This is a genomic window from Maribacter aquimaris (assembly GCF_014596745.1).
GTDB lineage: Bacteria > Bacteroidota > Bacteroidia > Flavobacteriales > Flavobacteriaceae > Maribacter_A > Maribacter_A aquimaris.
On sequence record NZ_JABTCF010000001.1, the window covers coordinates 814242 to 840074 of the forward strand.

Here is a 25833-nt window from a genome sequence, read left to right on the forward strand (position 1 = left end):
ATATAAAAACAATGAAAACAAAAATCTTAGTACTTGCAATCGCATTACTGTTTAGCTTAAATATTAAAGCTCAGGGAATGCCAACTTATGACAATACCAATTTTGTCAGCTTGATAAAACAACTCGTAGAATCTGGTAAACAGACAGCTCAAATGATTAAGTCTGTAAAATTTTTAAAAGATGCCAAAGAGAGCATCGAGAAAGTATCAAGTGTGGTACAACAACTTAGAGCGGTTCAAGAAATTGCACAAAACAATCAGCGCCTTATTAATGTAATGCAGAATGATTTACAAGACATCCTGAACTCGCCTTATATAAAACCAGAGGAAGTTACTCGGGTTGCACAATCCTTTGATGCGATAGTTCAAAATTCATTAGACACCGTTGACTTTATGGGCGAAATCCTATCTAGTGATAATCTAAAAATGAGCGATGCAGAACGTGCGGAAGTTTTAAAGGAAAAAGAATTGGAATCAAAAGAAATGGTTTCCAATATCCAGACAAAAACGAAACGATACAGAGATATTATTTCCTTCAGAAAAATGCAGGACAAGATTAATAACCGAGAAACAGAATACTAAAAATGACCGCTACTATACTTTTAGGGATTGGATTGGAATACATCGACGCGGTGTTTCAAACCATACAGAACAGCAGTTTTTCGCAATACACCATTGCCGGAATGAAAACGCTTGCTGTTCTGTTCTTTTTAATTAATATCCTTAAAAAATATAATGAAGGTATTGCAGATAAAGATGGTTACACTTGGGGATTGAGTCCTGGGGAATTGATGAAGAATTTTGCAATTGTTGTTCTAGTCATATTCTCGACACAAGTACTTGGCTTCTTTGATAGTATCTTGGTTTCGATAGAAACACAATATCGTGGTACAGCACCTGCTTTATTACCGTTGCAGATGCAAGACATTCCTATTGAAGAGGATGTAAGTATCATCGAGGTAGCGCAAGCTGCTATGACGCTCTTATATGAAGCATTGGTAACACCGCTCTACGGATTCAAAATATTTGCTTTTATCATTAGCCTTTTTCTTTGGATTTTGGATTTGTTCATCTACCCACTATTCCTTGCGGAACGCTACTTCTTATTGGGTATAATGCAAGCCTTTTTTCCTTTGGTAATTAGTCTAGCAGTTTTTGAAAAATTCCGTTCGCTTGCTTATACATTTTTCAAATTGTACGCTGCGGTGTATATGTTGGTGCCAGCTTTCTTCTTGGTCAATGTATTTGTGAACGCCCTCTATACTGAAATCAACACTAACTTCTGGACTAACCTTTTTGGTACAGATGTTGGCCAGGGCTTTTTTGCACCTGTGGTTCAGTTAGGGTCGGTATTTTTTATTGTCTTCCTGAAATTCAAATTATACAAACGCGCCACATCATTCACGCTCAGATTGTTTACCAGTTAATTCTAATGAAAATGAAAACACCTTATAAAAACATCTATGCCGTCTTAAAACTGAACCGATTTATCGTACTGGCAGTTGTCATTTTTGCAATGCTATCTAACATCTTTTCACTTTGGATGGCATTCAGCACAAATCAAAAAGCACTCAATAGTGCATTTGCCATTAATACCGATGGTAGTATTATTCCCCTGAAGCTCGTTACCCAAAAAGAAAATTTTAAGATTGAAGCTTTGGCACATTTAGACTTATTTCATAACTATTTCTATAACATTGATGCCAGTAATTATGAACGGAATCTTGAAAAGGCACTTTGGCTAGGGAATAGTTCTGTAGATAATTTATATCGCCAGAAAAAGGCAGATGGTGTCTATAACAGATTGCTGCAATACTCGCTAGTTCAGAAAGTACTAAGTATAGTCTCACAAATCGAAGAACAAAACGGAACGTATGTCTTTAGAACCGTTACAATTTTTGAAATCAACCGTGGTTCAATCATAGACACATACGAGCTTGTTTCTAGTGGAAACATAATATCAGTTGATAGAAATTTTCCAAACAATCCTCACGGACTATTGATTACAAGCTATTTCGAGAACACCTTAAAAAAAGTAAACGATGAAAATTGAGTTGATAATCCCGAAATAAATTCGGGTTAGGTTCAACATTTAAAAAAACACGATTATGAGAGTAGAAAAAAATAAAATAGTCTTTGCAGCAGTGCTAGTTGTGATTTTCATATTCCTAATTTCCTATTCTATGATGGTTATGGGCGATGATAAAAGTGAGAATGAAAATCTTGAACAAACCTTAGTGCCAGATTTAGAGGAAAACCAAAAAGAATACGATTCAAAATTAGATGCTATTAATGACTTGAAGGAAGTGCGTGAAAATAATGCACCAAGCATCTACGATGAAAAATTTTTGGATTCAACAGGTCTTTACAATCCTGATTTACCAGAACAGGAAAAAGAACGTATTGTAGATAGTATTTATGAGGCTGGCAAAATTCAATATTCTGAAAAGCGATATCAAAACTTTGGGCAAAAGAAAGTTGCTCAAAAAGGCACAAAGCAAATTGACTCAGCCGATATCAAAAGAGAACAAAAAATAGAAGCTAAAGAATTGGGTTTGGAACATCAACTGTTCTTTGCTGCTTCGCCAAAACCAAACGAAGTTTCGATTATTGGCAATACAGATGAAACCATTTATGTGGTTGTTGATGGCGACCAAATTGTGAAAGCAAATACCAGATTGCGAATGAGACTAACCAAAGGTGCAACAATCAATAATAAATTGATGCCAAAGAACACGCCAGTTTTTGGATTTATAAGCTTTCAGCCCAATCGTGCTTTAATTGAGATTGAAAATATAAAGCATCATCCCACCAAACTTAAAGCCTTCGATTTATCGGATGGTAGTGAGGGCATCTATGTACAAAACAATTTTCGAGCAGAAGCTACCACCGAAGTTATAGATGATATTATTGGCGACATTAACATTCCAACAGTTCCACAAGTAGGGGGAATTACAAAAGTGTTTAGACGTAACAATCGAAACATAAAAGTAACCGTATTGAACAATTACAGATTAATTCTAAAACCTAAGTTATAAGCCCATAATGGGCATTTAAAAACGACTCTTATGAAAAAGTATATCATTATTTCAGCTCTCATTATTTCCGCTTTCGCACCTCGACTAAGCTCGGCACAAGCTACAGCTAACGCACAAGCAACACACGCGCTCGACACTATTTACGCAAACGATACTAAAAATGTTGCGCTATTTTTCCCAGAACCTATACGTCAAGGCATAACTGGTTCAGATAATTTTGTGTTTACCTATAATCGTGAGAAAGAACAATACTTTGGATTACTTCAGGCAAAGCCTGGGAAAGAAAGTAATCTACTGGTAGTCAACAGAAATGGTTCAATTTTTTCGTATATTGTAAGATATAAAAAGCAGCTATCAAAGCTCAATTATTTCATTCCATTATCAAATAGTATTGGTAATGAAAAGCCAATCGTTAGCGATTCGATTCAGGCTGAAACTTCTGAAAAAAGTATAGATAATAGAACGTATTATTATCAAAAATTCTGTTCTTATCTTCTTAATAGAAATCAGCATATAGGTCGAATCAAGAAGCGAAATGAAGGTGTTGTTTTGAGTGTTGAGAATATTGTTTTTGATAAAGAAGAACTCTACTTCGTTATTCAGATTGAGAATAATTCTACGTTGGATTACGATTTGAATTTCTTGAACCTTTCAATTGAAACACGACAAAAAGGAAAAAAGAAATCTTTACAGAGTTTGTATCAAGAACCGATTTATAAGCACCATTTGCCTTCAAAAATTGCAGAGGGTAAGATGATACGATTCGTTTATGTGTTACCCAAATTCTCATTATCTAATGACCGTAGGGCAATTTTAGAATTAAACGAGAAAGATGGCGAACGAAATATTAAACTGAAAATATCACATAGGTATATCAATAACCCAAATTAGTAGTATTATGAAAAATTTAGTCCTTTGCTCACTCGTACTTTTATTCATTTCTTGTTCTGAAACCAAGAATTTATCTCACACAGAAACCGCACAAATTGTTGCCGAAAGTTTTTTCTCAAAAGATGAATCAGCTTTAAAGAAGCATACAACAGCAGCAGGATATAGTAGCTTGATTACAGGTTTAAATATGATACCAGAATCTGACAAAAAAGTTGAAGTAGAAATCTTAGAAGAAGCCATCGAAGGCGAAATTGCTTGGGTACGATACAAAACATCTTTTGATGGAAAGACGGGTATTTTTAAGCTCGTCAAAGAAAATGGTCAATGGAAAGTGACTAATAAAGGACCTAGGGAAAAAGGGTCTTTTTAAGTTCTGAATAGATAAACCTAGGTTAGACTCATAAAACTATTTTTTATAGGCTATTATTATAAATTTGCTCAATTGAACTTTTGAATATCTGAAATTTTGGATTAGATTGATTATTTAGTTCAATTAAAAGTTCGTCATAGTGTTCTTTTGCTAATCTCAATTTCCCTATTGCCAACGCGTATAAAAACTCTAATATAGCCTCGCCTTGATATTCGTCGAGTGATTTCAGAAAAGTCTTTAATAACATAAGCATATCCGCAGAAATTTTTTTGCTACAAGAATAATTTAATTCTTCATTTCTTGCTGCTCTCAAGAGAGATGCTTGAATTATCCCATCATTAAAACGATTAAAAACAAAAGGGTCTAATACATTTTTCACGAAACTGGTCTGAAACAATCCATCTTCTTTATTATTACGCATATTATTCAGAACGCAAGAAATGGTAAAATATACATCTGATTGAGATACATTTTGGTAGTATTTATTATCGTTAAAAAAAGCTGAGTTTTTTCTTATTTCAAGTTCATTACCACCTACACTTGAATAAAATATTTTTTGACTTCCACCTCGATTTTTAGAATCTGAAAATGGTCTCAAAATATCAACTCTATCATTGATAAATTTTGAAGGCACATCCAATTCTTCTTGAACTGACTGTAAATAATCGAGTTCTTCTTCCCAAGGTGTATTCGAACTTGAATTATCGCAATTTATGGTCTCAATCTCCACCAAAGAACTATTATCTGGACCATAAAGACCATACTTGATATTGGTTCTGAGCTCAGTAAATTTCTTTGGGTCGCTAACTCGATTTATTCCAATAAAATAGATTAACCTAATGTTCTCATAGTTCCGGAAAAACCGACTTAAATAAAGTAGGTTCTTTCCATTTGAAATACAAGAACCTACAATTAATATAGAGCCTGAAGTTTTACTCTCTATAGTGTCTTCCTTTAAGTCGGATTGATTTATGATAGTGATTTTATTCTTTGCAAAATCTTTGATTTCATCTTTGATATACTGCGACAATAGCAGGGAACCTTTATCATTGAGGTGGACAATATGGCTTATAGATGCTGGGACATATTGATTAATGTAAGCATCTAATTTGCTTTTGTGACTTTTGAAACACTCATTAGTAATGTCGCCAATGATATTTGCATAGTCTATGTAAAGGTTATATTTTTTTCTTGAAGTCGAATCTTCACTATATGATACTTTTAGAGACGTTCCAGACTCGTTGTTATGTTTGAAAGCTTCAACAAAGTTTTTTAATGATTTCGGAATATATTTAGACGCACTAATATTTCTGGGATAAATTACTGGTTCATCTAAATTGAAAGAGTCGCCTATAATGCTTATAGGCGTAGAGTGGTTTTTACAGTAAATACACTCTTCATTTGCTTTTGATTGGTCGTAAAGAGGAATACCATAATCTAATTTTTCGTTTTTTTCTAAATTACACAAAACCCTTTCTTGAACTATAGGCGAGTCCTTATCGATTGGCATATAATAAAGGGTGCATATTTCGTCCGAGCTTATTTCTGGGTGGTTCTTTTGAATATAATTTATGAGTCCGCCAGATGTAGATGCCGAAATAAGAAATATGGATTTATCATAAAAGACGGATTGGCTATTGTACAAGCCGTCGTAGGACTTAAAAGATTCAATATTAATTTCTTTATCTTGTTTGAATCTCTTCAAATATTTGGTCATTGAATATGCAACGACATTAATAGACAGGGTATCACAATATATATTATCGAAATCTAATTTACCAAATAGATGTAAAGTGTTTAGTGCTATAAAGTCAATTTGACTTTTAAAGACTAAAACATTGGCAGTTCTAAGAAATTTTGATGAATGTTTTCCTGAAGGAAAAACAAAATGGTGGGAAATTCCATTACTTTCAACTAAGCCACCATTATCCTCAAAAATTTTAATTAAACCTTGATTCAATATCTCTTTCTTGTTTTTTGCCAAAAATCCTCTCTTTGGAAAACAGAAAGAATCTTTATCGTAAGGTATATAAGAAATACTGTCTGATAAAGAAGATTCTTCAACTTTTGGAATACTCTTAAAGATGACTTCTAAATTGGCTTCAACACTTTTTTGTACATCCGTATTCTCTTGACAATGCAAAAAAACTAATGTGCTTGTTTGATGAAAATATTTGAAGTATTCTGTAAGTTCATTTTTCAAGGTGTTAAAATCAAAAGCGATGTCCGGGTTGAACACTATCGTAGCATTTTTATGCTTTTTGTCTACGAGTTTGGCATTGTATATATAGTATTTACCCATAATCTAATTTTTGAACGGGTATAAAATACTTATGTATGAACCCTGAGCCTTAATTTGATTTTCAAAACCATCCTGGTTCCAGTTTTCTATCACTAAATCCTTTAGATTATCTTTTTTGACTGGTTCATAATTATCCTTAATCAAATCACGATATACACTATACTTGTCTGTAGATATTTTTAGAAATCCTTTCTTATCTAAAATTCTCAGAATTCTATCTAAACCAATACCTTTTTTTGATTTCAAATTTGATGTAGATGAAGTTTGGTTTTTAATAAGACACTTTTTTATAATGCTTAAATCGTCGATTTCATTTTTTTGGTGAAACTTATCAATAAAACCAACTCCAGAATCAAAAACCAAAATTTCCAAATAGTACACCTGCTTTAAATGGTTAAGATATTCCCTCTCTATGCTCTTATGATTAAAAAATGTAGCTATTGGTGTACCTTTATATTCTTCAGTAATTTTTTCTTTTTTGTTTATATGAAAACGCAGATATGCACCTCTAACACTTGAAGGTATTTCAACAGAGTTTGAATCTGTTCTTCCCCATTCGAAAGTATTCTTTGTTAACTCATAGACAATAGCTCCTATATCTTCAAGGATATCTTCTACTTCATTTAAATTTTGTTTTTTGAAAGTCAGAATATTTTTTGTGAGTATCTTTTTTACTGTAGTAGCAATTTTCTTTTCGTCATCATTAAAGCCATTTGAATTTTCAAAAAGTCTAATTAAACCTTTGCTTTTAGATAGATGGTCTGTATTTACCCAGATGTGCTTATTACCTTTGAATTTTTCATATGAATTCATCTTTATGAAAAATTCATTTTGTTTCTCTCTTAAAAGACTTTTAATGTTTTCCCCATCTTTATCTACAAATTTAGCAGTATTCCAAAGCAAAGAAATTATTGGGTAGCTATACTCCTGCTCATAGAATTTATCCAATTCACTTGAAGCGAAATCAAGTTTTATAATTTTAATATTACATTTACTGTTTAAGGTAATAATCAGTTTTAAAATATCAGCCAATAACCCAAAACGGTATTGCGCTAAATCACTTGGAATCAATAAAGCTATAGGTTTATCTTCAATGTCTCCTATTTTGCAATAAGTTTCTGCGAGATGCTTAGGGGTTGTATGTTTAATGATTTTTATTTCGGTCATTTGACTTTTTAGTTGCTCACAAAAATCTAATTTTCAAATTTTAGTTTTTATCTATGTTAATTTCCCAATAGCCTCTAGTATCTCCTTTTCGTACTAAAAAGCCTTTATTCTTAATAGCTGTAATATGTTTACCAACAGCAGATTCGTTAATACTTAAGGCTTCAGCTATCTCAATATATGTTATAGAAGGATTTGCAGCAATAAGTTTAAGTACTTCTTTTTGCCTTTTCGTTAAAGCTTCAGCTGCATCAATTGCACCACCTTTTACACTACCTATTGCACCACCTATTACACCACCTTTTTGATTACCTTCTCTATCATCAACTTTAACAGAAGTTTCATTAGTATCTTCTTGAACTGCAAAAGTCATTCTAAGGAAATTATCAGAAAAACTAAAACTTTCTTTTCTATAATGCCCTAAAATACGAGGGATGCCAGAACCTAGCTGTTCCACCAATTCCAAATCCTTAAAAATACGCATCAGTTCCTTATTGCGTGGAACTGAAAAGCCTTCGAAAAATTCTTGTTTGCTCAACCCTTCCGGTAAACCACCTGCCGATGTGATTTCAATTCTATCGGTAAAGATTTCAAACTTTGGGGTAATCTCATTGGTATAGTCATTATGCACAAAGGCATTAATGATAGCCTCGCGCAATGCAATAGGATTCCAAAGATTGGCCTGCTGTCGTTCTTTTGACGTAATTTTTGTGGTGGTTCTGTTCTCTACCGCTATTTTATCAATGACTTGCTTTGTAGCTTTTACCAAACATTCGTGACCGTATTCGTTACTTTCTATTAAATCTGTTCGGGTTGTGCCAGAATATTTGGCAACCTTAATCGAGGTGTTATTTTTATCTGCCAAAAGGTAGGCGGCATAATTAAATGCACCATCCTCAGTTAGTAATTCTAAATTCTTTGAAAATGCTTTGCCGAGTGTATATCCTGATTCTTCGTAGTAAATTTTTAACTGGCTAAAGCTCAAATCTTGACGACCAGCTTTAATTTTACTAATGGAATTTCGGGTGCGTTTAGAAAAAAGCTCGTCAATCATTTTTTGTGGCATCGGTTCAGCTGCTGAACCTAAGCGAATGAAACATCCCTTTTCACTCATCCCATACTTTTTAAGATGATATGGTTTTTCTGGACCGCTGGCCACAATGATTTTTAGAATATTCTTGCCGTCTCTTTCTTCACTCACGATATCAAATAGACCAAGTGCAGAAGGACCGATATTGTTCTTTAGCCTGTCCTTAATTTTTAATTGGTCGCTATCTGCATCTACCAAACCATAAGTGTTTCCCTCTTTGTCAATGCCGATATATAGAATACCACCTTCACGGTAGTTCAAGAAAGCAATGATCTCTTTTTCAAGTCCATCTGTAAGTTCTCGTTTGTATTCTATACGGTTTGTTTCGGTCATTAATTCAAATAAAATCGGACAGTAAAGGTAATAATATTAAGTTGTGAAAATTGATTTTGCTAGTTGAGATGAAATGCAAGGTATTTATGAATTAGAAAAAACAGACAATAACTTTCTTAATAATTAAGACCAAAAAGCTTCTTTTTAGTGCTTCACTTCATCTGCCAACCACACACCATACTTTTTCCACAACTCATAAATAACCAACCATTCCGAAATCCAAGGTATTACATCTATAAAATTCAAATCCAGATGTTGTGGAATATCTTTAGGAAAGTATAAGCATAGACTATTATCTGGATAGAGATGTGGCGTTTTATCGAATTGAATTTGGCTATCATTTACTACAAAAACCCTTTCTTTTTTTAAGGTATCGTTGATATCATAGACTATTAATATTTCATATTCCTTTTTGCATCCCTTTGGTTTGATTTTGCCTTTACCTAATAGCTTTCCTTCTCTAACGATTGTATTTAGCCAGGGAAAATGTTTTTCAATATGATATTGCTGTATGTATGCAGCTGTAAACTTTCTGTTAATACTAATATTTAGTTTTGATTTTAAATCAATATTAACCACCATAATTTCTATGTGGCTTACTTTGATATCCATTGTCTGTTGTAATATTTCCCTTTGGGTCAACGTAATTTTTACCCGCCATAATAGAAAGACCAGCTTTTTCAAGTGTATCTCCCTTACCTTTTGATAAATTTTCCAACTGGGCTTTTAAAATGATTTTTGTCCTTGCGCTACCAAAAAGTTCTTCAGCTATTCCAAAATCTCCTTTTTTAAGACGCTCCCATTTTTCTTTATAACTTTTAGCAAAAGCGATAAATTGATTATAATACTCCTTATCCTTATCCCATTTGTCTGTGAAATCTTCTTCAGGATTTACAGGATTTAGCACTTTGATTCTTTTATATATACCACGATTTTCAAAAAGTTGTTGATACTCTGAATAATTACCTATTATACGGTTTAAAACATTATCTATGGTTTCATATATTGATGCCTCTCCTTGATAAAGTTGTCCAAAAATTGTAGTCAAAACAATACTAGAAGTCCTATGTTTTGGGTTTTTATCAAAAAATATGTCACGATATCGTTTGGTTAGCTGTACTGCTCTTTTTAGAGGTTCTTTTGAATAAAAATTCTCGTCTGGTAAATCCGTCTGTTCTGCTTCCGATAAAATGACAAAATTTTCAAATGCCTTTCTGAGTAAAATTGGTTGACGAACATCTTTAGCTACATCTAAGAACCAACCGCTATAACCTTTTGGAAATGTAGATGTCCAAGACGCCAACTCACGGTCTGGAACCATCAATTTATCCTCATCCTTAATGACAATGCAACCAGGAAGAATATCCAAATGGAAATCGCCAGAATAATTTATTCTTGCACATCTATTTTTTGGTATAAGTTTAGGTCGATAAACATCATTTCCTCTAAAGACACGGATTAAATGATTATAGATTTCTGATGACGTATAATTATGGTACAAATCTCTAATATGGACGACAATATCCAAATCAAATTCATCTTTACCAAAAGGTTTGGTTGTTGTGCCAATGGCCTTTGAGCCTTGCGGATATACAACAAAATCTACCTTTGAAAAAAATACGGTATCTGCTTTTAGAACATCGTAAATGGCATTATAAGCAGATTTCATTCTATTAGAACGCGAATCGTCCAACTCAAGTGATTCTGCCATTCTGGCGAGTAGGTCTTCCCTTTGAAAACCTTGATTGTATAAGTATTCTTGAAAATTCATCTATATTGTAAATTTGGTGTGTTGTCCTATTTTTAATTTATGGTCGTTAAAACATTCCTTTTCAATTTCGTCCTTTGTTACAAATGCAAACTGACTTGTGAAAGTATCTTTTGCAAGTAGTTCTTTTAATTCTTGAAATTGATTAGTACTTAGTTCTATTTGAAATATGTCGTAAATTAATGTATGAAATTGTTCGTTTTTAAACCTATTTTGCTTGCTGAGAATATTCTCGTGCGAGCACAAATATTCCGCACGTATGGTTTTAAAATTTTTTCGACTTACGATTTTAGTTTCCAAAAGTTCTTCGTAAAATTCCCTCCAAACACCAGTTTCCCTGTCTTTACGAGATTTGAACCAACGGATTATTTCTGGGGTATATTTAGCTTTCGCAAAAAATCGTAAATCATCAGGGTTTTTTTCGTCTGATTTAGGGTGTGCTTCCCACTCCTTATAAATATCTTTGTTTCCAATAATTTTATAAACTCCACCAACAGGCTGATACTGGTCGACTTTTGAACCTTTTACAAGAAAATATTTTTCAGTACCCGAAAGCTTAATTCTCATCAAATAGCTTAGGGATACATAAGTTTCCTTATTGGGAATAAATAATGAGCATCTCAATGAAATCCAAAAATATTTCCCTTGACATTTAATCGTTTCATAAATACCCATCACACAGGTTGATAAAACTGCAAATGCAACGGCAACAAGAATTTCTTTATGAAAATCCGTTACAGGATTTAGATAAAAATATCTGTAAATAAGGTAGCCTACTGCGCAGAAAAAAACTATCACATACCCAAAAAATCGCCTCAATTCTTTACTCATCTGTTGAAACTAATTTTAAGAAAATAGCGCTTGCCAAAATGACGAAACCAGTAGTTACTTGACTACTTTCAATTTTCCCAAACTGTACCCAATTAGCAAAATGCTCGCAGTTAAAATTTATAAGACTGTATTTTTCTCCCAATTTTGAATAAGCTCTATTAATAGCTTGATTGCGCTGAAAATATGAACCACTAAATCTTCGAACTCCTGTAGGTTCGTAATCCTGTAATAGCTTCATTAATTCGTTATAGTGCAATTCTTTAACACCATCAGACAGGTTGCCCACAAAAGTGTTATTACCTACATATACGATGTAGTGGTTTAAAATTCGTCCTAAACCCTTTCGCTTTTTTGCAAGAATTACATCTCCAGCAAAGAGGGTGGATAGGTTGGGTATTGTATTCATCATATTTCTATTTTTCTTTTCTGACTCCTTTAAATTTTCCACCTGTCGTTTTCACTTCCATAAACTGACCATTTTCAGCATTCCGCTTAACATACAAGTTTGTCTTTGGATTAAGCACTTGTGACCTTTGTTTTACAGCTCCTTTTCGAGCGTTATCCCCTGTTGGTTTATTTGTTGCCATATTAGTATTTGTTAAAAATTTTATTAGTTTTGCTTTTGCGTGTTACTACACCCTCAGTACGCAAAACCATTCCCAACGCTTTTGCGTATAAGAAATGAAAGCATTGATGTCTAATTGGAATAAACTTAAAGATGAACCCACATTAAGGTTAGCTGAACTGTTTCAGGACAATCTTAGCTCTGAGTCTCAAAAGGAAAATGCTTTTCACGCAATTTGTTACAGATTTAAGGATGATGTTTTAAAAAGAAGTGAAATATTTTGTAAAAGGTTTGGTCACGACATTACAGTTGCGGAACAGATTACAACAGCAACATTTACTTCATACGCAAAAAAAGGTGGCTTTTTGATTCAAAAAGCTAACCAACAGGATGTAGATGATGCTTTTAAAAGTTATTTATTCAAGATAACTAAGAATGAACTCACTAATTATTATCGAGAAGAGCAAAGAAAAAAAAATTACCCTTATGATGGAACTGAACGTATTATCACAGAACTCCCAGTTTTAGAAGGGATGAAATTAAGTCTTGAGCAGTCAATTATTTTAAAGGCAATAGAATCTCTCACTCCTTCTCAGCGAACAGTTTATTTAACATATAGTCAATATGAGAAATTAGGGTTCAACCTTCCGAAAAAGCTTCTACAAGAACTTCGCATTCAACTTGGTGGTATCTCGCAAACAACTATTCGAACTTATAAAAAAGAAGCTTTTGACAAGATTAAAAACTTTACAGAAGTAATGAAGTTAACTAAAGAATTATCCGATGGAAAAATCTAAAATTGACGAAATATTGGTTTCTTTAGGCTTTGGTTTTCCCGAAAGTAAGAGTGAAAATATTGCATTTGAAGAAACTTTCGAAAATTATCAATTTGAAGCTGATGCTAATAAAATAGACTCAGAAAAGATTTTAAAAAGCTTAAAACCTAAAAGAAAAGGAACTAATATAGACTATCATCGAAGAACTGTATTAGCTGCCGAAATTGTATACAAACTTCATAAGGAAAACACATTAGGGCATTTGAAACTTCAGAAATTGATATATCTATGTCAACATTCCGCTCAGATGGATTTATATACTAACTTTCTAAAACAAGCTATGGGTCCATACGATAATAGACTTATGCGGTCACTAGATAAACAGTTTAAAGTTAATCAATGGTTTCAATTTTCAGGTGGGGAATATCTAAAATATCAACCACTCTCAAAAGTAGGTGGTCATAGAGAGTGGTATGAAAAATACTTTTCAAATCAACTTTCTGAAATTGACTTTATTATAGAGAAATTTAGAATAACAAAAACCAAAAGGGTCGAATTAATTGCTACTGTGTTTGCTTGTTGGAAAGAAATCATTGAAGAAAAACAGCTTTTTAATAATGAAATTTTGATAAAAAAATTCTATAATTGGCATCCTGATAAATCGAAATTTTCTAAACAAGAAATTATCGAAATTATTGAGTGGATGAAAAATGAAGGTTTCTATCCGAATATTGACCTAGCCTCCTCATAAACCATCTCAAAATTTTCTGCCAAATCAACCTGAGAAAACTGCTTCGAATCCTTTGGTAACGCTCTTTGAATTTCAGCCAATTTAAATTGAACTTTCTTATCCTTCCCATCAGCATACGTGATAAACTCGCCTTGTTTTAATCTAAAAAATACATCTGCCCTAATTTTTGGAATTTCCTTTTCTCCAGTAGTAATTCGTGTATCAAAATCAAGGTTATGCCCACGACTTATACTTTTTGTTGGGTCTTTAATAATTTCAAAAAAGCGTTCGTAATATTTAGCGGTGTCTGGGTCGTTGACTTTTCCGAAAAACTGATAGGAAAGATTACTTAAAATTGCCTTGCTTGCCTTATCGCCATACATCATATCATTCTGAATTTTATCCTGCATCACATAAATAGTAGAGATGTTATAACTTCGTAATGTTGCAGGAATACGGTGCATATTTAATAGTCGAATGGTAGGTGCTTCTTCCATTAATAGAAATGAAGGTTCGCTATTTCTCACACTCATTTGTTTGGTAATGGTATGAATAATAGTTGCGATTACAGGCGAATATGAAGTTTCAAATTTTGGGTTGTTTACAATCGAAATCACACAAGGATTTTTAGAATCATTTATATTGAGTGGCACTTCATCTGCGGATAGTGTCATAAAAATACGCTGTGTACTAATTCTTTTCAACGCATTTGCCAATGTACTTTTAACACCTGCGGTCTGCCTTTCAGAATCCTTACCGCTTATAAAGGCATCTGCCATTGCCCTAGAGGTTGTATTTGTTTCCAAAAACTGGATAAGACTGTCTGTATCCAGATATTGATAAACAGCTATTAAATGTGGCAAAGTGCAGAATTGAGAATAATCGGTTTTCAATTTCCAAATCAAGCCGCCAATCAAACCTTCCGCAGCATCATTAAAGAATTTTGTTGTGCCGGTTGTCCCGCTTTCCCTTTGTTCCAATAGGTTTTCAATCAATACCCGTGATACCTCGTTTACGCTTTCCTCGTTCTCTAAATACCGTGGTGCAATAGGATTTACTCGATGTATAATTCTATCAAAGGAAATGACCTTAAACGGAATATCGCCATCCTTAAAAAGTGGATATGCCATTTCGGTCAATTCAAAATCTTTGTAATCGTGGATAATTCCACAAAAATTTTCTTTCCGGAAGTGTTTCAGGAAACCATAAACCACGCTTTCCGTCTTTCCACTACCAGCAGAACCTATAATGGATGCACCACGTTTAATATTATCTAATTTGAAGTTTCCTTTATTAGTAGCAAAATTGACTTGGTACTTGGTATTTCCGTTTTGTACATTTTCAGTTTTATGTAAAAAAACATACAGTCCTGTATTAATTAATAGTAGAGGACAAACCAAATAGAGTAATAGCGATACTAATTCATTCCCTTCAGAAATATAGAATACGAGAAATGAAAGCATTGCGACATTTAGAACAAACGCATATTTACTTACTCTAAACATCGCATAGAAAACGGTACTGGTCAGACCAATAATCGAAAGTATCGTTATAAGATTATTTATTTGCATAACTGTTAGATTCCAATTGAACTTGATTTTATGGCCACTTCTGCGCCACGTCTTAACCGTTTAAAAACTCGAAGTGCGATTTGTGCCTGACTTACAGGAATACTTGGAATGACTGGTAATCCTGTTTTTGTAATCATTTTGAAAGCCAATGCTTTTTCATTAGCTGGTAATTTCATCAAAGCAGCAAAATAGATGTTAGGATTTTTTACAAAATCCTTCCGAGCTTTATAGGTTTCAGCAAAGTTGCGTTTGTAGCCAAATGTCTTGTCAAAAATCTTTTCTGCTTTCTCAAAAAATTTGTCTCGGTCAAAACCACGTTTTACATTTTTTCCGTGCATTTCAACTTCCGAAGCTTTGTGTTTACTACCAGGCGAAAGGCTTACCGAATTTGAAGCATCTTTTCTGCTCACGATGATATGAATGTGACTTTGATTTCCGTCTTTTGCCATTCCCTGGACTATCCGTTTTCCACTTTGTTGATGTGGTGCTTGTCGTTCCAGTTTGACGATTTCTCTTTTCATTTGTTTGATATTCCCTTCAGCTCGTCCTTCTTGGATATTTCGGATATCCGTTTTTAGCTGCAATATTTTTGTAGCGAAAGGTTGGTTTTCCTTTATCTGAAAATCTGTTCCCTTAAAGGTTCGTTGATGTTCAATTTTAGCATAATATTTAATGTCATCAATTGTTATGGGTCGTCCGTTTATTTCCCGATTGAATGATGCAACGTAATCTTTCATTATTTCTTTGGTGTAGGTTTTTAAATCTTCACTACTGTTCTGTAATCGTCTTAATTCATACTTCGATGGACTGACTGTAATCGAATAAAATTTGGGTTCTTTCTTTTTTAATTTTGCGGTGTTTCCATCGATTTCTTTTACGACTTCTTCAGTGGAAATTTCATCGCCATATTGATTGAAAAAATGTTCCATATCTTGTTGTTCTAAACCTTCATTTTCTTTCTCTAAATAGCCTACAAAATCTGCTGAACTTTGGCTATAATTACCACCTAATTTTTGAGCTGTGATTGTGATATACATCCTTCAAATATTTATAGTTGATTACTTAGATTTTGCTTTTCGCGAAAGCGTACTTCCTTTTTTTCTTCAGCATATTTCTTTTCTATAATCAGCGGTTTTTTAGTTGGCTCTTCAGTTTCAAAAAGAGACTGAATCATCGCCACCGTAGGTTTGGTTTGTGTCTTTTCAACGTCCCTCATTATGGCGATAACTGCATTGATTCTTTTTAAAAGTTTGGCTTCGATAGTTCGTCCTGTTGGTCCTAATTTTTCTTTGGGGGAAATCTCATTGTAGAAGAAAAAATCGAGCATCGTTGCCATTGCCTCGGTGTGCGATTTGAAGTATGTGTGTGAGAAAGTTTGGAAACGTTTTGCTGTTTCCTTTTTGAATCTAATTCCAATAAATGAGTCCATATTTCGCCGATTTGTCGCAAAACCATCCCTAAAAATGGGCGTTTCCAGCCCGTTTGTCGCAAATCGTTGATTGTCAGGAAATTAAAATATATTCAAATCACTGATAATCAGCAGTTTGAAAACGAAAAGGAATCCGAAACATCGCGCAGCGTGTTACCCTCTTGCTATTCCTTTTCGTCACGCGCAAGCGTGACAAAAATCCATACAATCCGGTTAAAAAACCGATTGCCATTTTAGGAAAATAATTTTCCGATATGTTATTTTAGATGTGTACGGTTATCGGCGAAAGTCGAAAAGTGGATAACCTTACTTTAATTTGTGTGCTGTATTTCCAGCGAAATAAAGATACGCCTTTTTATTGATATGAGAATAATTAGCATATAAAAAACACCCCTAAAATTTAGAGGTGCTTAAAACTAACTTTAGGAAATTAGATGTTAAAAACGAAGTTGTAATTATATAGGTTTTTAAACATTTCTTCGTCTATTAAATTTTCATAATTTGCCCCAGTTTCTTCAACATACTTTTTTATGGAATCCCCAAAAAGATGTGTAACGTGCTCTCTTGAAACTTGTAAAAGTTCCTCTTGTTTCTCCATACTTAAATCTTGAAATTTTATATAAATCATAGCTTCAAAATTTAGTATTCGCTTGGTAACATCAACGTATTATTTACAAAAAATAACCGCAGTTCATCAAGTGGAAAATCGGTAACCCGATAGCCGTATTTTTCTAAAATATTATCATTGCCATCGCTGTAAATTATTTCAGCTTCATAACCAGAATAATCTTGTTTTTCTTCGGGCAATCTTTTGAAGTCAATGGTAATAAATTCACTTCGGTTCATCAGACTTTTTGCAATTACGGACGTGTCCGTAATAAGCCAAAAACATTCAGCAACTTCTGATAAATATTTTAGTCCATCTGTAAAACGGGTTTTCAATAATGGTAAAGAGTAGAACATTTCAGTTCCATTAAAATATTGCAATTGCTCTTTAATTTCGTTAACTTGTGCCTTCATTGTTATTACATTTTATTAGTTAATAATGAAAAAAGAGGGCGCATCTTTAGACGGTTACGCCCTCTTTAATTTTAGATATTACTTATCGTTTTTGCTTCCAAGTAATAAGATTTCATCGGCTACAACTTCCGTAACATAGCGTTGTTCGTTATCGTCATTTGTATAACTTCGAGTTTTAAGTTTTCCCGAAATACCAACTTCTTTACCTTTAATAACATACTTCTCTACAATTTCAGCAGTCTTTCCCCAAGCTACTACGGTATGCCAATTAGTATCTGTTTGCTTGTTGCCTTCTTTGTCCTTGTAATACTCGTTTGTTGCTAATGAAAAACGGGCTACTCTCTTTCCGCTTTCAAGGTTTGTAATGGTTGGTTCTTGTCCAACGTTTCCAATTAACTGTACGTGATTTTTTATAGTACTCATAATAAAAAGATTTGTGTCTGCTTTGTTACAGACTGGTTTATATTTCCCCTTTTTGATTTAAACTGAATTGAATTTTAAGGGGTGTTTGTTCTTTTCTTCTGTGCACCGCACAATGGATAGAGTGGGTTTTGTCCAGACTTTTAGGGAACAAATCAGGTGTGTTTGCGACGTAGTAAATTCCTTGGAATTTCAAGGAAGTAGAAACCTTATTTTTCACTAAAACTTGTATAGTCTTGACAAGTTCCATAAGGGCATTAGCAATTCTTTTAAACGCAGTTGCGTTTGAGCGTACCGGCAGTTAAGCGAGAAAAGCAGCTGTGTTTAATTTAGAATTGGTTATGTCGTGCCAGTTTTTCGCTGTACCGAAAAACGACAGAGGCTTTATCCATTATAAACCCCTTAAAATCTGCAAGGCAGCGGTTCGGTTTTTAGGCATTTTCGAGTAAGGGCTCAAGAAGACTGCACCGAAAATTCCGTTAAGAAAATCGAGGCGATGCCTTTCCGATGAAAAAGCGGACTTAATTCACGGTTTTGGCTCAGGAATGAAGTGTTCCTTCCCAGCTTAGCGGGAAGGGTTAACGGAATGGAAAGCTAAAATTGGGGATTGTGTCCAAGATTATTGTAGTGAAGCTCTTTTCAAGGAATGTAGTGGTTTCTGCTATTTAGCAGAAAGCGTGGAATGTAGGGGAATGTGCTGAGTGGATTATGAAAGAGTATTATTCTTTTCCGAAGTGTTTAAGGCGGACTTAATTTGAAAGACGTAGATTGGGAATAAAGCGATTCTGCCATTTTCTGGCAGGTTCAGCGCAATGGAAATCGTAGTCTTTTAAATTGTGTCCAAGACCTTATATAATAAAGCGCATTTCCCGAAATGAAGCTTTTTCTGCGAAATGTAGGGGAATGGGCTGAGTGATTTTATTTTGTTCCTATTAATTTATTTATCAAAAAATCCAGTTTAAGGTACTGGATAAACCTTTACTATTCTAAGCCATTTCATAGACTTCATCGAATAATTTTTTATCCAATCGTTCTTGTTGACCGAAACTTTTCTTCAGCGTATTATGTAATACTGCATTGAAAGCGTTATAGCCTAACCAAAGGTTTGGTTCTTCATTGAGCAACAACGCTTCATAATTTAAAATTTCGATAACTTCACGAGACTTTTTTGAGGGGTCGCTGTTTTTGTCGCTACATTCATATCTAAACAATTTTGTTTTTTCAAGGATGGCTTTCACGAACTCTTGTGTATTGATTATTTTAAATCCTTTCATCTTATCAAATTTCTTGGTAATGGTATAGAATTCATTATCCAGAAATTTATCGAACAAGTTACTTAACCTGGGCATTATTAGTTGTGTATTGTTCTTACTGTGTTTAATGGAAAACTCAATTTCGGCTTGTGATACGTGCAGTCCGTTAGAACATATTTCTCGATAAAAACCAAAGTGGCCAGAGGTCTTTTCACTTCCGTCATAAGAATTTTTAAAGCGAAGCATCGGCAGTATCAAGTCCTTTTTGTTCTTGACCGTAAACTGACTTTTGTCGTCAATTATAAAGTCTGTAATGAACGACCTGTCATTTTTGTTGATGGTGCGTTTATGGAAGTTTAGTTGTGCATCGGCCAACATTTCTTCAGCTTTTTTGAAGAATAATTGATTTGGAATGTGTCCGTAGCTGTTCGATACGACGTTGACAATTTTGCCATTTGAAATTATGGCATTTTCAAGCCCTCGTCGGGATTCCATCTGTGTGAGACTTTTTAAGGATTTCATTTCCGATGGAACAAAGATTTCATCCTGCTGTATATTTTGTAAATACATAACTTTTGAATTTAGATTAAACAATATTTGAGCAGTACCCAAACGGAAGCTAAAATCTCAGCTCAAAAGGAAACGGAATAAATAGTGAAGGCACGAACGGTTTATGCCGTAGTTTTTTGATGGGTGTATTTTACGAGTTTAAATTGCGGTTATATTGTATGATAATAAACTCCCCATACGAAGGAATAATGTTGCTGCTTAGCAGAGTTTATTTATAACTAATAATTTTACTGAACTGTTTCAATCACACTCCCACAAGTTAGCATTGCATCCCCATAATAAGGATTCTTAATATCCTTTTCGGTACTCAACCAGATACCACCTTTATTATTATTATTATTATTGGCCATAGGGCATTTTTGAACATACAGTATTGCACCAAAATTGTCCATATTCATCGCAATCGGAATTATATTTTCATTAAGTATGACAAAGTTGGTACGCTGATTTTCCAGATTGTCATTTGTTGAAATAGCATCGAGCATTTCGATACTTTTTGTAATATGTGATTGCTCCATCTTTCCTAAATTATTAATATCTATGGATTTCAAAGACTCCGACGTCGCTTTTGCGAAAGTAGAAACTTGATTGGCATCACTCAACACAAAAGCATCTTTCATTTTAAGATAAGGATTGAGCACCTTTTTAAAATCCTTTTGAAAGGATACTGATAAATCAATTTTCATTTGAGACGGTAGCATTGTAGGGGCATCTCTTTTTCCTTTATTCATCATTGATTTTTTTCCTTGCAGTTGTGCTGCGGCATCGACCGTAAATGTACCATTGGTCACAATTTCATCTCCATTTTCTAAGCCAGAAGTTATAGTGAAATTTTCGCCATTTCGGCTACCAATAGTTACTTCTCGCATTTCAAAAATGGGTTCATTTGGGTTGGTTTTTATATAAATCAAAGAGCGTTCTCCCGTCCACATTACAGCAGTTGCCGGTACGGAAATTAGTTCGGAATTCGTTTCCGTCAATCCTTTAAGTTTTCCGTTTACAAACATCCCTGGCTTCAACAAGTCTTCCGTGTTTTTAAGTGTTGTTCTTACGGTAATCGTTCTAGTGGAATTATTTAACATAGGGTCAATGAATGAAACCGTAGCATCAAACTCTTTGTTAGGATATGCATTGGTCACTACCTTTATTTTTTGTCCTATCTTTAGATTTGAAATCTGATTTTCGTAGGCATCAAATTCTGCCCAAACCGAATTTAGATTCGTCACTCGTAGTATCGGCTGACCTTGTTTTACATAATCGCCTTCTTTTGCCATCACTTCTGAAACGGTTCCGGAAACTGTTGCGTAAATCGGAAAGTTGTCCCTTACATTTCCTGATGCTTCGATAGCGTCAATTTGTTTTTCTGAAAGCTTCCAATTTTTCAATTTGTTACGTACAGCTTTATATAAAGCGGGTTGGGATTCCTTTAAAGACCCTGCTGTTATTAATTCCTGTTGCGCTGCAACTAAATTAGGGGCGTAAATAGTAGCTAATAATTGACCTCTATTCACTTTCTGCCCTTCGTAATTTACGTTTAATCGTTCGATACGTCCATCAAAATAACTTGCTTGAACAGCGTTGTTTTCTTCGTTAGCTGCAATTTTTCCAGAGAGTGAAATTATTCCATCTTCGTCAGATGCTTTAGCATTTCCTAGAATAGTAGTTTGAATATTGGCTAGTGCCATAGCATTTTCTGTCATTTTGATTTCGTTCATCGCAAGACCTTCAGCGCCAGATTCTGCTGGAATTAAATCCATTCCACAAATAGGGCAGTCGCCTGGTTCTGGTTGCATTATTTGAGGATGCATAGAACACGTCCACATTTGGTTCTTAACTTCTTTGGTATGGTTATGACCGTCCGATAGTTCATGATTGGACGTACCCGATTTATTTCCAAATAACAAATAACCACTAAAAAGCCCTATGATTATTGCAATACCGATATATAAGATGTTCTTATTCATAATTTCTATTTTGTATTTTGAAGTCGATTAATCATTGCCTTCATTTCTTCAATTTCTTTTTTCTGAGCTTTGATAATATCGTCAGCTAATTGCTTCACTTCTGGGTCTTGAATGTCTGCACGCTCGCTTGTTAGTATGGCAATAGAATGGTGCGGAATCATTGCTTTCATCCATAACACATCGCCCACAATCGGTGCTTGTGCTCTTACCAATCCTAGCGCAGTTCCAAATAGAACGATACTGCCTAGTACTATCGCAATATTTTTCTTTTTATTTTGATACATATTCCGCATTGCCACAAACATTATGATTGCCATTGCTGATATCCCTAAACAGCTCATATAAAACCTAGTTAAGCTAAAATACACATGGTCTATTGCATAGGTGTTCAAATACATTGTGATGTACATTGCAAGGAAGGATGCTACTAGCATACCTACAAATTTTGTGTACTGATTTTTTTTCATTGAATCGTGATTCATTTTACTGTTGTTTTCCATTTTATCTGATTTAAAAATTACACCTTTTTAGCTTCTTTAATTATAAAAAAGAAGACTAATTATTGTTTTGAATTAACCTCTTATTTTACATCAAAAGGAAATCCGACAATCGCTTTCTCCCAGCTCAAACTAATTGCGCCAGAAGTATCGGTAACTTTGGTTATTTTATATTCTAAATGCTCTTGTATTTCTTCAGAAATTTTAGGGATTACTTTAAATCTTAATACATCATCTTTCTTGTCATATTCATCTTTACCGTGTTGGTTCCAATTGGTATTGAAAATGATAGTCCATTCTTTTTGATTAGGAATAACAAAGAATCCATATTTTCCAGCTTTTAAGACTTTTCCATCAATGGTTAAATCTTTATTTGTTTCCATCCAAGTTGCCATATGTGCACCTGCTTGCCAAACAGCATCATAAGGAAGTAAGCCTCCAAAAACGATACGATTACGAACTCCAGGCGATGAATAATCAAAATGGATATGTGCATCTCCTACCATTGCCATTGCGCTTGTGTGTGGACTCAATGGTTTTTTCTTAGCGGGTTCAGCGCTTATTGTTTTTTGTTCCGTCGCGTCTTGATGCTGCGGTACTTGTGCTTCCTTTGAAGTTTCTTTACAAGAGACTAAGAGGATAAGACATAAAAGGATGATACTGTTTTTCATTGTATAAAAGTGTTATTCAATTGATTTTGTTTTGAGCCTTAAAGCATTTACGATGACTGATACCGAACTAAAACTCATCGCAAGTGCAGCAATCATAGGCGATAATAGTATTCCGAAAAATGGAAATAATACACCTGCCGCAACCGGCACTCCAAGTGTGTTATATATCAACGCAAAAAATAGATTTTGCTTGATATTTTTCATTACAACGTGACTTAGGTTTTTCGCCTTTACGATGCCGTGCAAATCTCCTTTTACAAGGGTAATCATTGCGCTTTCAATAGCAACATCAGTTCCTGTTCCCATTGCGATACCTACATCACTTTTAGCTAATGCTGGCGCATCATTTATACCATCGCCAGCCATTGCGACCACTTTTCCTTGTTCTTGTAATTTTGTTACTTCTTTGAGTTTGTCTTCTGGTAACATTCCTGCTTTAAAATCAGCAAGGTTCAGTTCCTTGGCCACCGCTTGTGCAGTATCGTGATTATCGCCAGTAAGCATAATGACAGCAATACCTTTATCTTGTAATTCTCTAATGGCTTTGGCACTTGTCTGTTTAATTTTATCTCCAATAACTCCATATCCCGATACTTCGCCATCTACAGCTAAATAAGAAACTGTTTTTCCTTGTTTTTGAAACGATTGTGCCTCGTCTTGCATTTCTGAAGAAATAGTGGCTTTTGCATACTCCATCATTTTAGCATTACCTAAATCGAGTTTTTTGCCATCAACAGTTCCTTCTACGCCTTTACCAGTAACGGCACTAAAATTTTCGGTTTTTGAAATTTCAGTATTTTGTTGCTTACCATATTTTACGGTAGCTTCGGCAAGTGGATGCTCACTAGAACTATTTATGGATGCAATAAATTTCAATATGTCGCTTTCGCGAAAGCGATTTCCAAATACTCCTATTTTCTCAACCGTTGGTTTTCCTTCGGTAATAGTTCCTGTCTTGTCCACTATCAAGGTGGTTACCTTGTCCATTTTTTCAAGGGCTTCGGCATTTTTAATTAAGACGCCATTTTGAGCACCTTTACCGACACCTACCATCACGGACATAGGTGTGGCTAATCCAAGCGCACACGGACAGGCAATAATCAATACTGCAATGGCATTTACAAGCGCATATACATAGGCTGGTTCTGGACCCCAAATTGCCCAAACTGCAAAAGTGATTAATGAAATAATAACTACTACGGGTACAAAATATCCTGAAACAGTATCTGCCAGTTTTTGAATAGGTGCACGACTGCGACTCGCATCGTTTACCATATGTATGATTTGAGAAAGTAAGGTGTCACTACCTACTTTTTCGGCTTTCATCAAAAAAGATTGATTGCCGTTTATAGTACCGCTACTTACTTTGTCATCCTCGATTTTATCAACGGGAATAGGTTCTCCAGAAATCATTGATTCATCTACTGTCGTTTTTCCCTCTGTAATAATACCGTCCACAGGAATCTTATCGCCTGGCTTAACACGTAGAATATCTCCTTTTTCAATTTTATCAATAGAAACTTCTTCTTCATTTCCATCAACTACACGTAACGCTTTATTAGGTGCAAGCTTTAACAATTCCTTGACTGCGGAATTGGTTTTGCTGTGCGCTCTTGCCTCTAAAACCTGACCCATTAAAACAAGGGTAAGTATTACGGTTGCTGCTTCAAAATATACGTGAACTGCTCCTGATTCCGTTTTGAATTGTTCTGGAAAAAAGTCGGGAAACAACATTCCAAAAACACTAAACAACCACGCCACACCTGCCCCGATACCTATGAGTGTGAACATATTGAGATTCCACGTTTTAATACTGCGGTAAGCTCTTTCAAAGAACATCCAAGTAGCATAAAACACTACAGGAATTGACAAACCAAACTGAATCCAATTCCACCATTTTTGCTCCATTAAATCATATAACGGATTATTAGGAATCATCTCGCTCATAGCGATTAGGAAAATTGGTAGCGTAAAAGCTACAGCTATCCAGAACTTCTTAATTAATTTTTGATAGGTCTTCTCTTCTGCTGAGCTATCTGCTTCCATTGGGACTAAGTCCATTCCGCAAATAGGGCAAGCTCCGGCTTCATCTTTGACAATTTCTGGGTGCATTGGGCAAGTCCATTGTTCAGACGTGGCAGCCGATAAATTTTGCTCCTCTACTAAATCCATTCCACAAACAGGACAATCGCCTGGCTTGTCATACGTTTTGTCGCCTTCGCAATGCATTGGGCAATAGAACGTGCCCGTTCCTTTGCCTTTCGGTTTTTCTACTTTTGCCTCTTCGGAATGATGATGCTCTCCAATATTGTGAATGCTGTATCTTCCGCCGTCATTTTTTAAAGCTTCTTGAAATGTTTCAATAGGAATGTGAGATTCCATTTCTATGGTAGCTTCTTCTTTTTCTAAATCTACCGATGCTTTGGTCACACCTTCCACTTTAGAAAGTGTTTGCTCAACGTGACTGCGACAACCATTGCAGGTCATTCCTTGTATGTGATAGGTGTGTTTCATATTAGTTTTCTATAATCTGTAAATAAATGACTCCTATAATGATAAGGCTCAGTATTGCATAAAGAGC

At 34.6% G+C, this 25833-nt stretch carries 27 protein-coding genes; 8 read left to right on the forward strand and 19 right to left on the reverse strand.

Features of this window, described 5'->3' with window-relative positions:
• Positions 1-11: 11 nt before the first annotated feature.
• The 6 genes from HPE56_RS03520 to HPE56_RS03545 are packed head-to-tail and all read left to right on the forward strand — an operon-like array spanning position 12 to position 4298.
• Positions 12-581 (forward strand): conjugal transfer protein, encoded by a 570-nt coding sequence (locus HPE56_RS03520; protein ID WP_188242362.1) that lies wholly within the window; start codon positions 12-14, stop codon positions 579-581.
• Positions 582-583: 2 nt separating this feature from the next.
• The gene (locus tag HPE56_RS03525) at positions 584-1426 is read left to right on the forward strand and encodes a hypothetical protein (RefSeq protein WP_188242363.1); all 843 of its coding nucleotides are present in this window, start codon (positions 584-586) and stop codon (positions 1424-1426) included.
• 11 nt (positions 1427-1437) lie between these two features.
• Positions 1438-2052: a conjugal transfer protein TraK gene (locus HPE56_RS03530; protein WP_188242364.1), complete on the forward strand. Its 615-nt coding sequence runs from the start codon at positions 1438-1440 to the stop codon at positions 2050-2052.
• A 55-nt stretch (positions 2053-2107) separates the two neighbouring features.
• Complete coding sequence (gene traM / locus HPE56_RS03535; RefSeq protein ID WP_188242365.1) at positions 2108-3037, forward strand: conjugative transposon protein TraM; 930 nt, start codon at positions 2108-2110, stop codon at positions 3035-3037.
• Positions 3038-3067: 30 nt separating this feature from the next.
• On the forward strand, positions 3068-3928 hold the full coding sequence (locus HPE56_RS03540) for a DUF4138 domain-containing protein (RefSeq protein ID WP_188242366.1): 861 nt from the start codon (positions 3068-3070) through the stop codon (positions 3926-3928).
• A gap of 7 nt (positions 3929-3935) precedes the next feature.
• Complete coding sequence (locus HPE56_RS03545; protein WP_188242367.1) at positions 3936-4298, forward strand: hypothetical protein; 363 nt, start codon at positions 3936-3938, stop codon at positions 4296-4298.
• Positions 4299-4341: 43 nt separating this feature from the next.
• Here HPE56_RS03545 and HPE56_RS03550 read toward each other — a convergent pair whose 3' ends face one another.
• The 8 genes from HPE56_RS03550 to HPE56_RS03585 form a co-directional block, all read right to left on the reverse strand.
• The gene (locus tag HPE56_RS03550) at positions 4342-6600 is read right to left on the reverse strand and encodes a type I phosphoribosyltransferase (RefSeq protein ID WP_188242368.1); all 2259 of its coding nucleotides are present in this window, start codon (positions 6598-6600) and stop codon (positions 4342-4344) included.
• A 3-nt stretch (positions 6601-6603) separates the two neighbouring features.
• The gene (locus HPE56_RS03555; RefSeq protein ID WP_188242369.1) at positions 6604-7767 is read right to left on the reverse strand and encodes a hypothetical protein; all 1164 of its coding nucleotides are present in this window, start codon (positions 7765-7767) and stop codon (positions 6604-6606) included.
• Positions 7768-7807: 40 nt separating this feature from the next.
• On the reverse strand, positions 7808-9187 hold the full coding sequence (locus HPE56_RS03560) for an RNA-binding domain-containing protein (RefSeq protein ID WP_188242370.1): 1380 nt from the start codon (positions 9185-9187) through the stop codon (positions 7808-7810).
• Between the two features lie 144 nt (positions 9188-9331).
• Positions 9332-9799 carry a hypothetical protein gene (locus tag HPE56_RS03565; RefSeq protein ID WP_188242371.1) on the reverse strand — a complete coding sequence of 156 codons (468 nt, stop codon included), beginning with the start codon at positions 9797-9799 and terminating at the stop codon, positions 9332-9334.
• On the reverse strand, positions 9759-10958 hold the full coding sequence (locus tag HPE56_RS03570; protein WP_188242372.1) for a nucleotidyltransferase domain-containing protein: 1200 nt from the start codon (positions 10956-10958) through the stop codon (positions 9759-9761). The genes HPE56_RS03565 and HPE56_RS03570 overlap by 41 nt, the downstream gene beginning before the upstream one ends.
• Entirely contained in the window at positions 10959-11786 is an 828-nt protein-coding gene (locus HPE56_RS03575) for an SMODS-associated NUDIX domain-containing protein (RefSeq protein WP_188242373.1), read from the reverse strand.
• Positions 11779-12195, reverse strand: coding sequence for a lecithin retinol acyltransferase family protein (locus tag HPE56_RS20245; protein ID WP_223170165.1), 417 nt, complete (start codon positions 12193-12195; stop codon positions 11779-11781). Before HPE56_RS20245 ends, HPE56_RS03575 begins: the two co-directional genes overlap by 8 nt.
• 4 nt (positions 12196-12199) lie before the next feature.
• Positions 12200-12373 (reverse strand): hypothetical protein, encoded by a 174-nt coding sequence (locus HPE56_RS03585; protein WP_188242374.1) that lies wholly within the window; start codon positions 12371-12373, stop codon positions 12200-12202.
• A 94-nt stretch (positions 12374-12467) separates the two neighbouring features.
• Here HPE56_RS03585 and HPE56_RS03590 point away from each other — a divergent pair, with 94 nt between their 5' ends.
• Positions 12468-13148 carry an RNA polymerase sigma factor gene (locus HPE56_RS03590; protein WP_188242375.1) on the forward strand — a complete coding sequence of 227 codons (681 nt, stop codon included), beginning with the start codon at positions 12468-12470 and terminating at the stop codon, positions 13146-13148.
• Complete coding sequence (locus tag HPE56_RS03595) at positions 13135-13878, forward strand: hypothetical protein (RefSeq protein WP_188242376.1); 744 nt, start codon at positions 13135-13137, stop codon at positions 13876-13878. The genes HPE56_RS03590 and HPE56_RS03595 overlap by 14 nt, the downstream gene beginning before the upstream one ends.
• Here HPE56_RS03595 and HPE56_RS03600 read toward each other — a convergent pair.
• The 11 genes from HPE56_RS03600 to HPE56_RS03650 form a co-directional block, all read right to left on the reverse strand.
• Entirely contained in the window at positions 13848-15428 is a 1581-nt protein-coding gene (locus HPE56_RS03600; RefSeq protein WP_188242377.1) for a type IV secretory system conjugative DNA transfer family protein, read from the reverse strand. The two genes, HPE56_RS03595 and HPE56_RS03600, sit on opposite strands and share 31 nt — an antisense overlap.
• A gap of 5 nt (positions 15429-15433) precedes the next feature.
• On the reverse strand, positions 15434-16465 hold the full coding sequence (gene mobB / locus HPE56_RS03605) for a MobB family relaxase (protein ID WP_188242378.1): 1032 nt from the start codon (positions 16463-16465) through the stop codon (positions 15434-15436).
• An 11-nt stretch (positions 16466-16476) separates the two neighbouring features.
• Positions 16477-16857, reverse strand: a complete 381-nt coding sequence (locus HPE56_RS03610; RefSeq protein WP_188242379.1) for a BfmA/BtgA family mobilization protein — start codon at positions 16855-16857, stop codon at positions 16477-16479.
• Positions 16858-17287: 430 nt separating this feature from the next.
• A complete protein-coding gene (locus tag HPE56_RS03615) occupies positions 17288-17455 on the reverse strand; it encodes a hypothetical protein (RefSeq protein WP_223170166.1) in 168 nt (55 codons plus the stop codon).
• A gap of 41 nt (positions 17456-17496) precedes the next feature.
• Positions 17497-17877, reverse strand: a complete 381-nt coding sequence (locus HPE56_RS03620) for a DUF6876 family protein (protein ID WP_188242381.1) — start codon at positions 17875-17877, stop codon at positions 17497-17499.
• A gap of 78 nt (positions 17878-17955) precedes the next feature.
• A complete protein-coding gene (locus tag HPE56_RS03625) occupies positions 17956-18300 on the reverse strand; it encodes a single-stranded DNA-binding protein (RefSeq protein ID WP_188242382.1) in 345 nt (114 codons plus the stop codon).
• Positions 18301-19283: 983 nt separating this feature from the next.
• A complete protein-coding gene (locus tag HPE56_RS03630) occupies positions 19284-20120 on the reverse strand; it encodes a DUF932 domain-containing protein (protein ID WP_188242383.1) in 837 nt (278 codons plus the stop codon).
• 227 nt (positions 20121-20347) lie between these two features.
• Positions 20348-22084, reverse strand: a complete 1737-nt coding sequence (locus tag HPE56_RS03635) for an efflux RND transporter periplasmic adaptor subunit (protein WP_188242384.1) — start codon at positions 22082-22084, stop codon at positions 20348-20350.
• A 5-nt stretch (positions 22085-22089) separates the two neighbouring features.
• A complete protein-coding gene (locus HPE56_RS03640) occupies positions 22090-22584 on the reverse strand; it encodes a DUF305 domain-containing protein (RefSeq protein WP_188242385.1) in 495 nt (164 codons plus the stop codon).
• Between the two features lie 80 nt (positions 22585-22664).
• Positions 22665-23252, reverse strand: a complete 588-nt coding sequence (locus tag HPE56_RS03645; RefSeq protein ID WP_188242386.1) for a DUF2911 domain-containing protein — start codon at positions 23250-23252, stop codon at positions 22665-22667.
• 12 nt (positions 23253-23264) lie between these two features.
• Entirely contained in the window at positions 23265-25766 is a 2502-nt protein-coding gene (locus tag HPE56_RS03650) for a heavy metal translocating P-type ATPase (RefSeq protein ID WP_188242387.1), read from the reverse strand.
• Positions 25767-25833 lie beyond the last annotated feature (67 nt).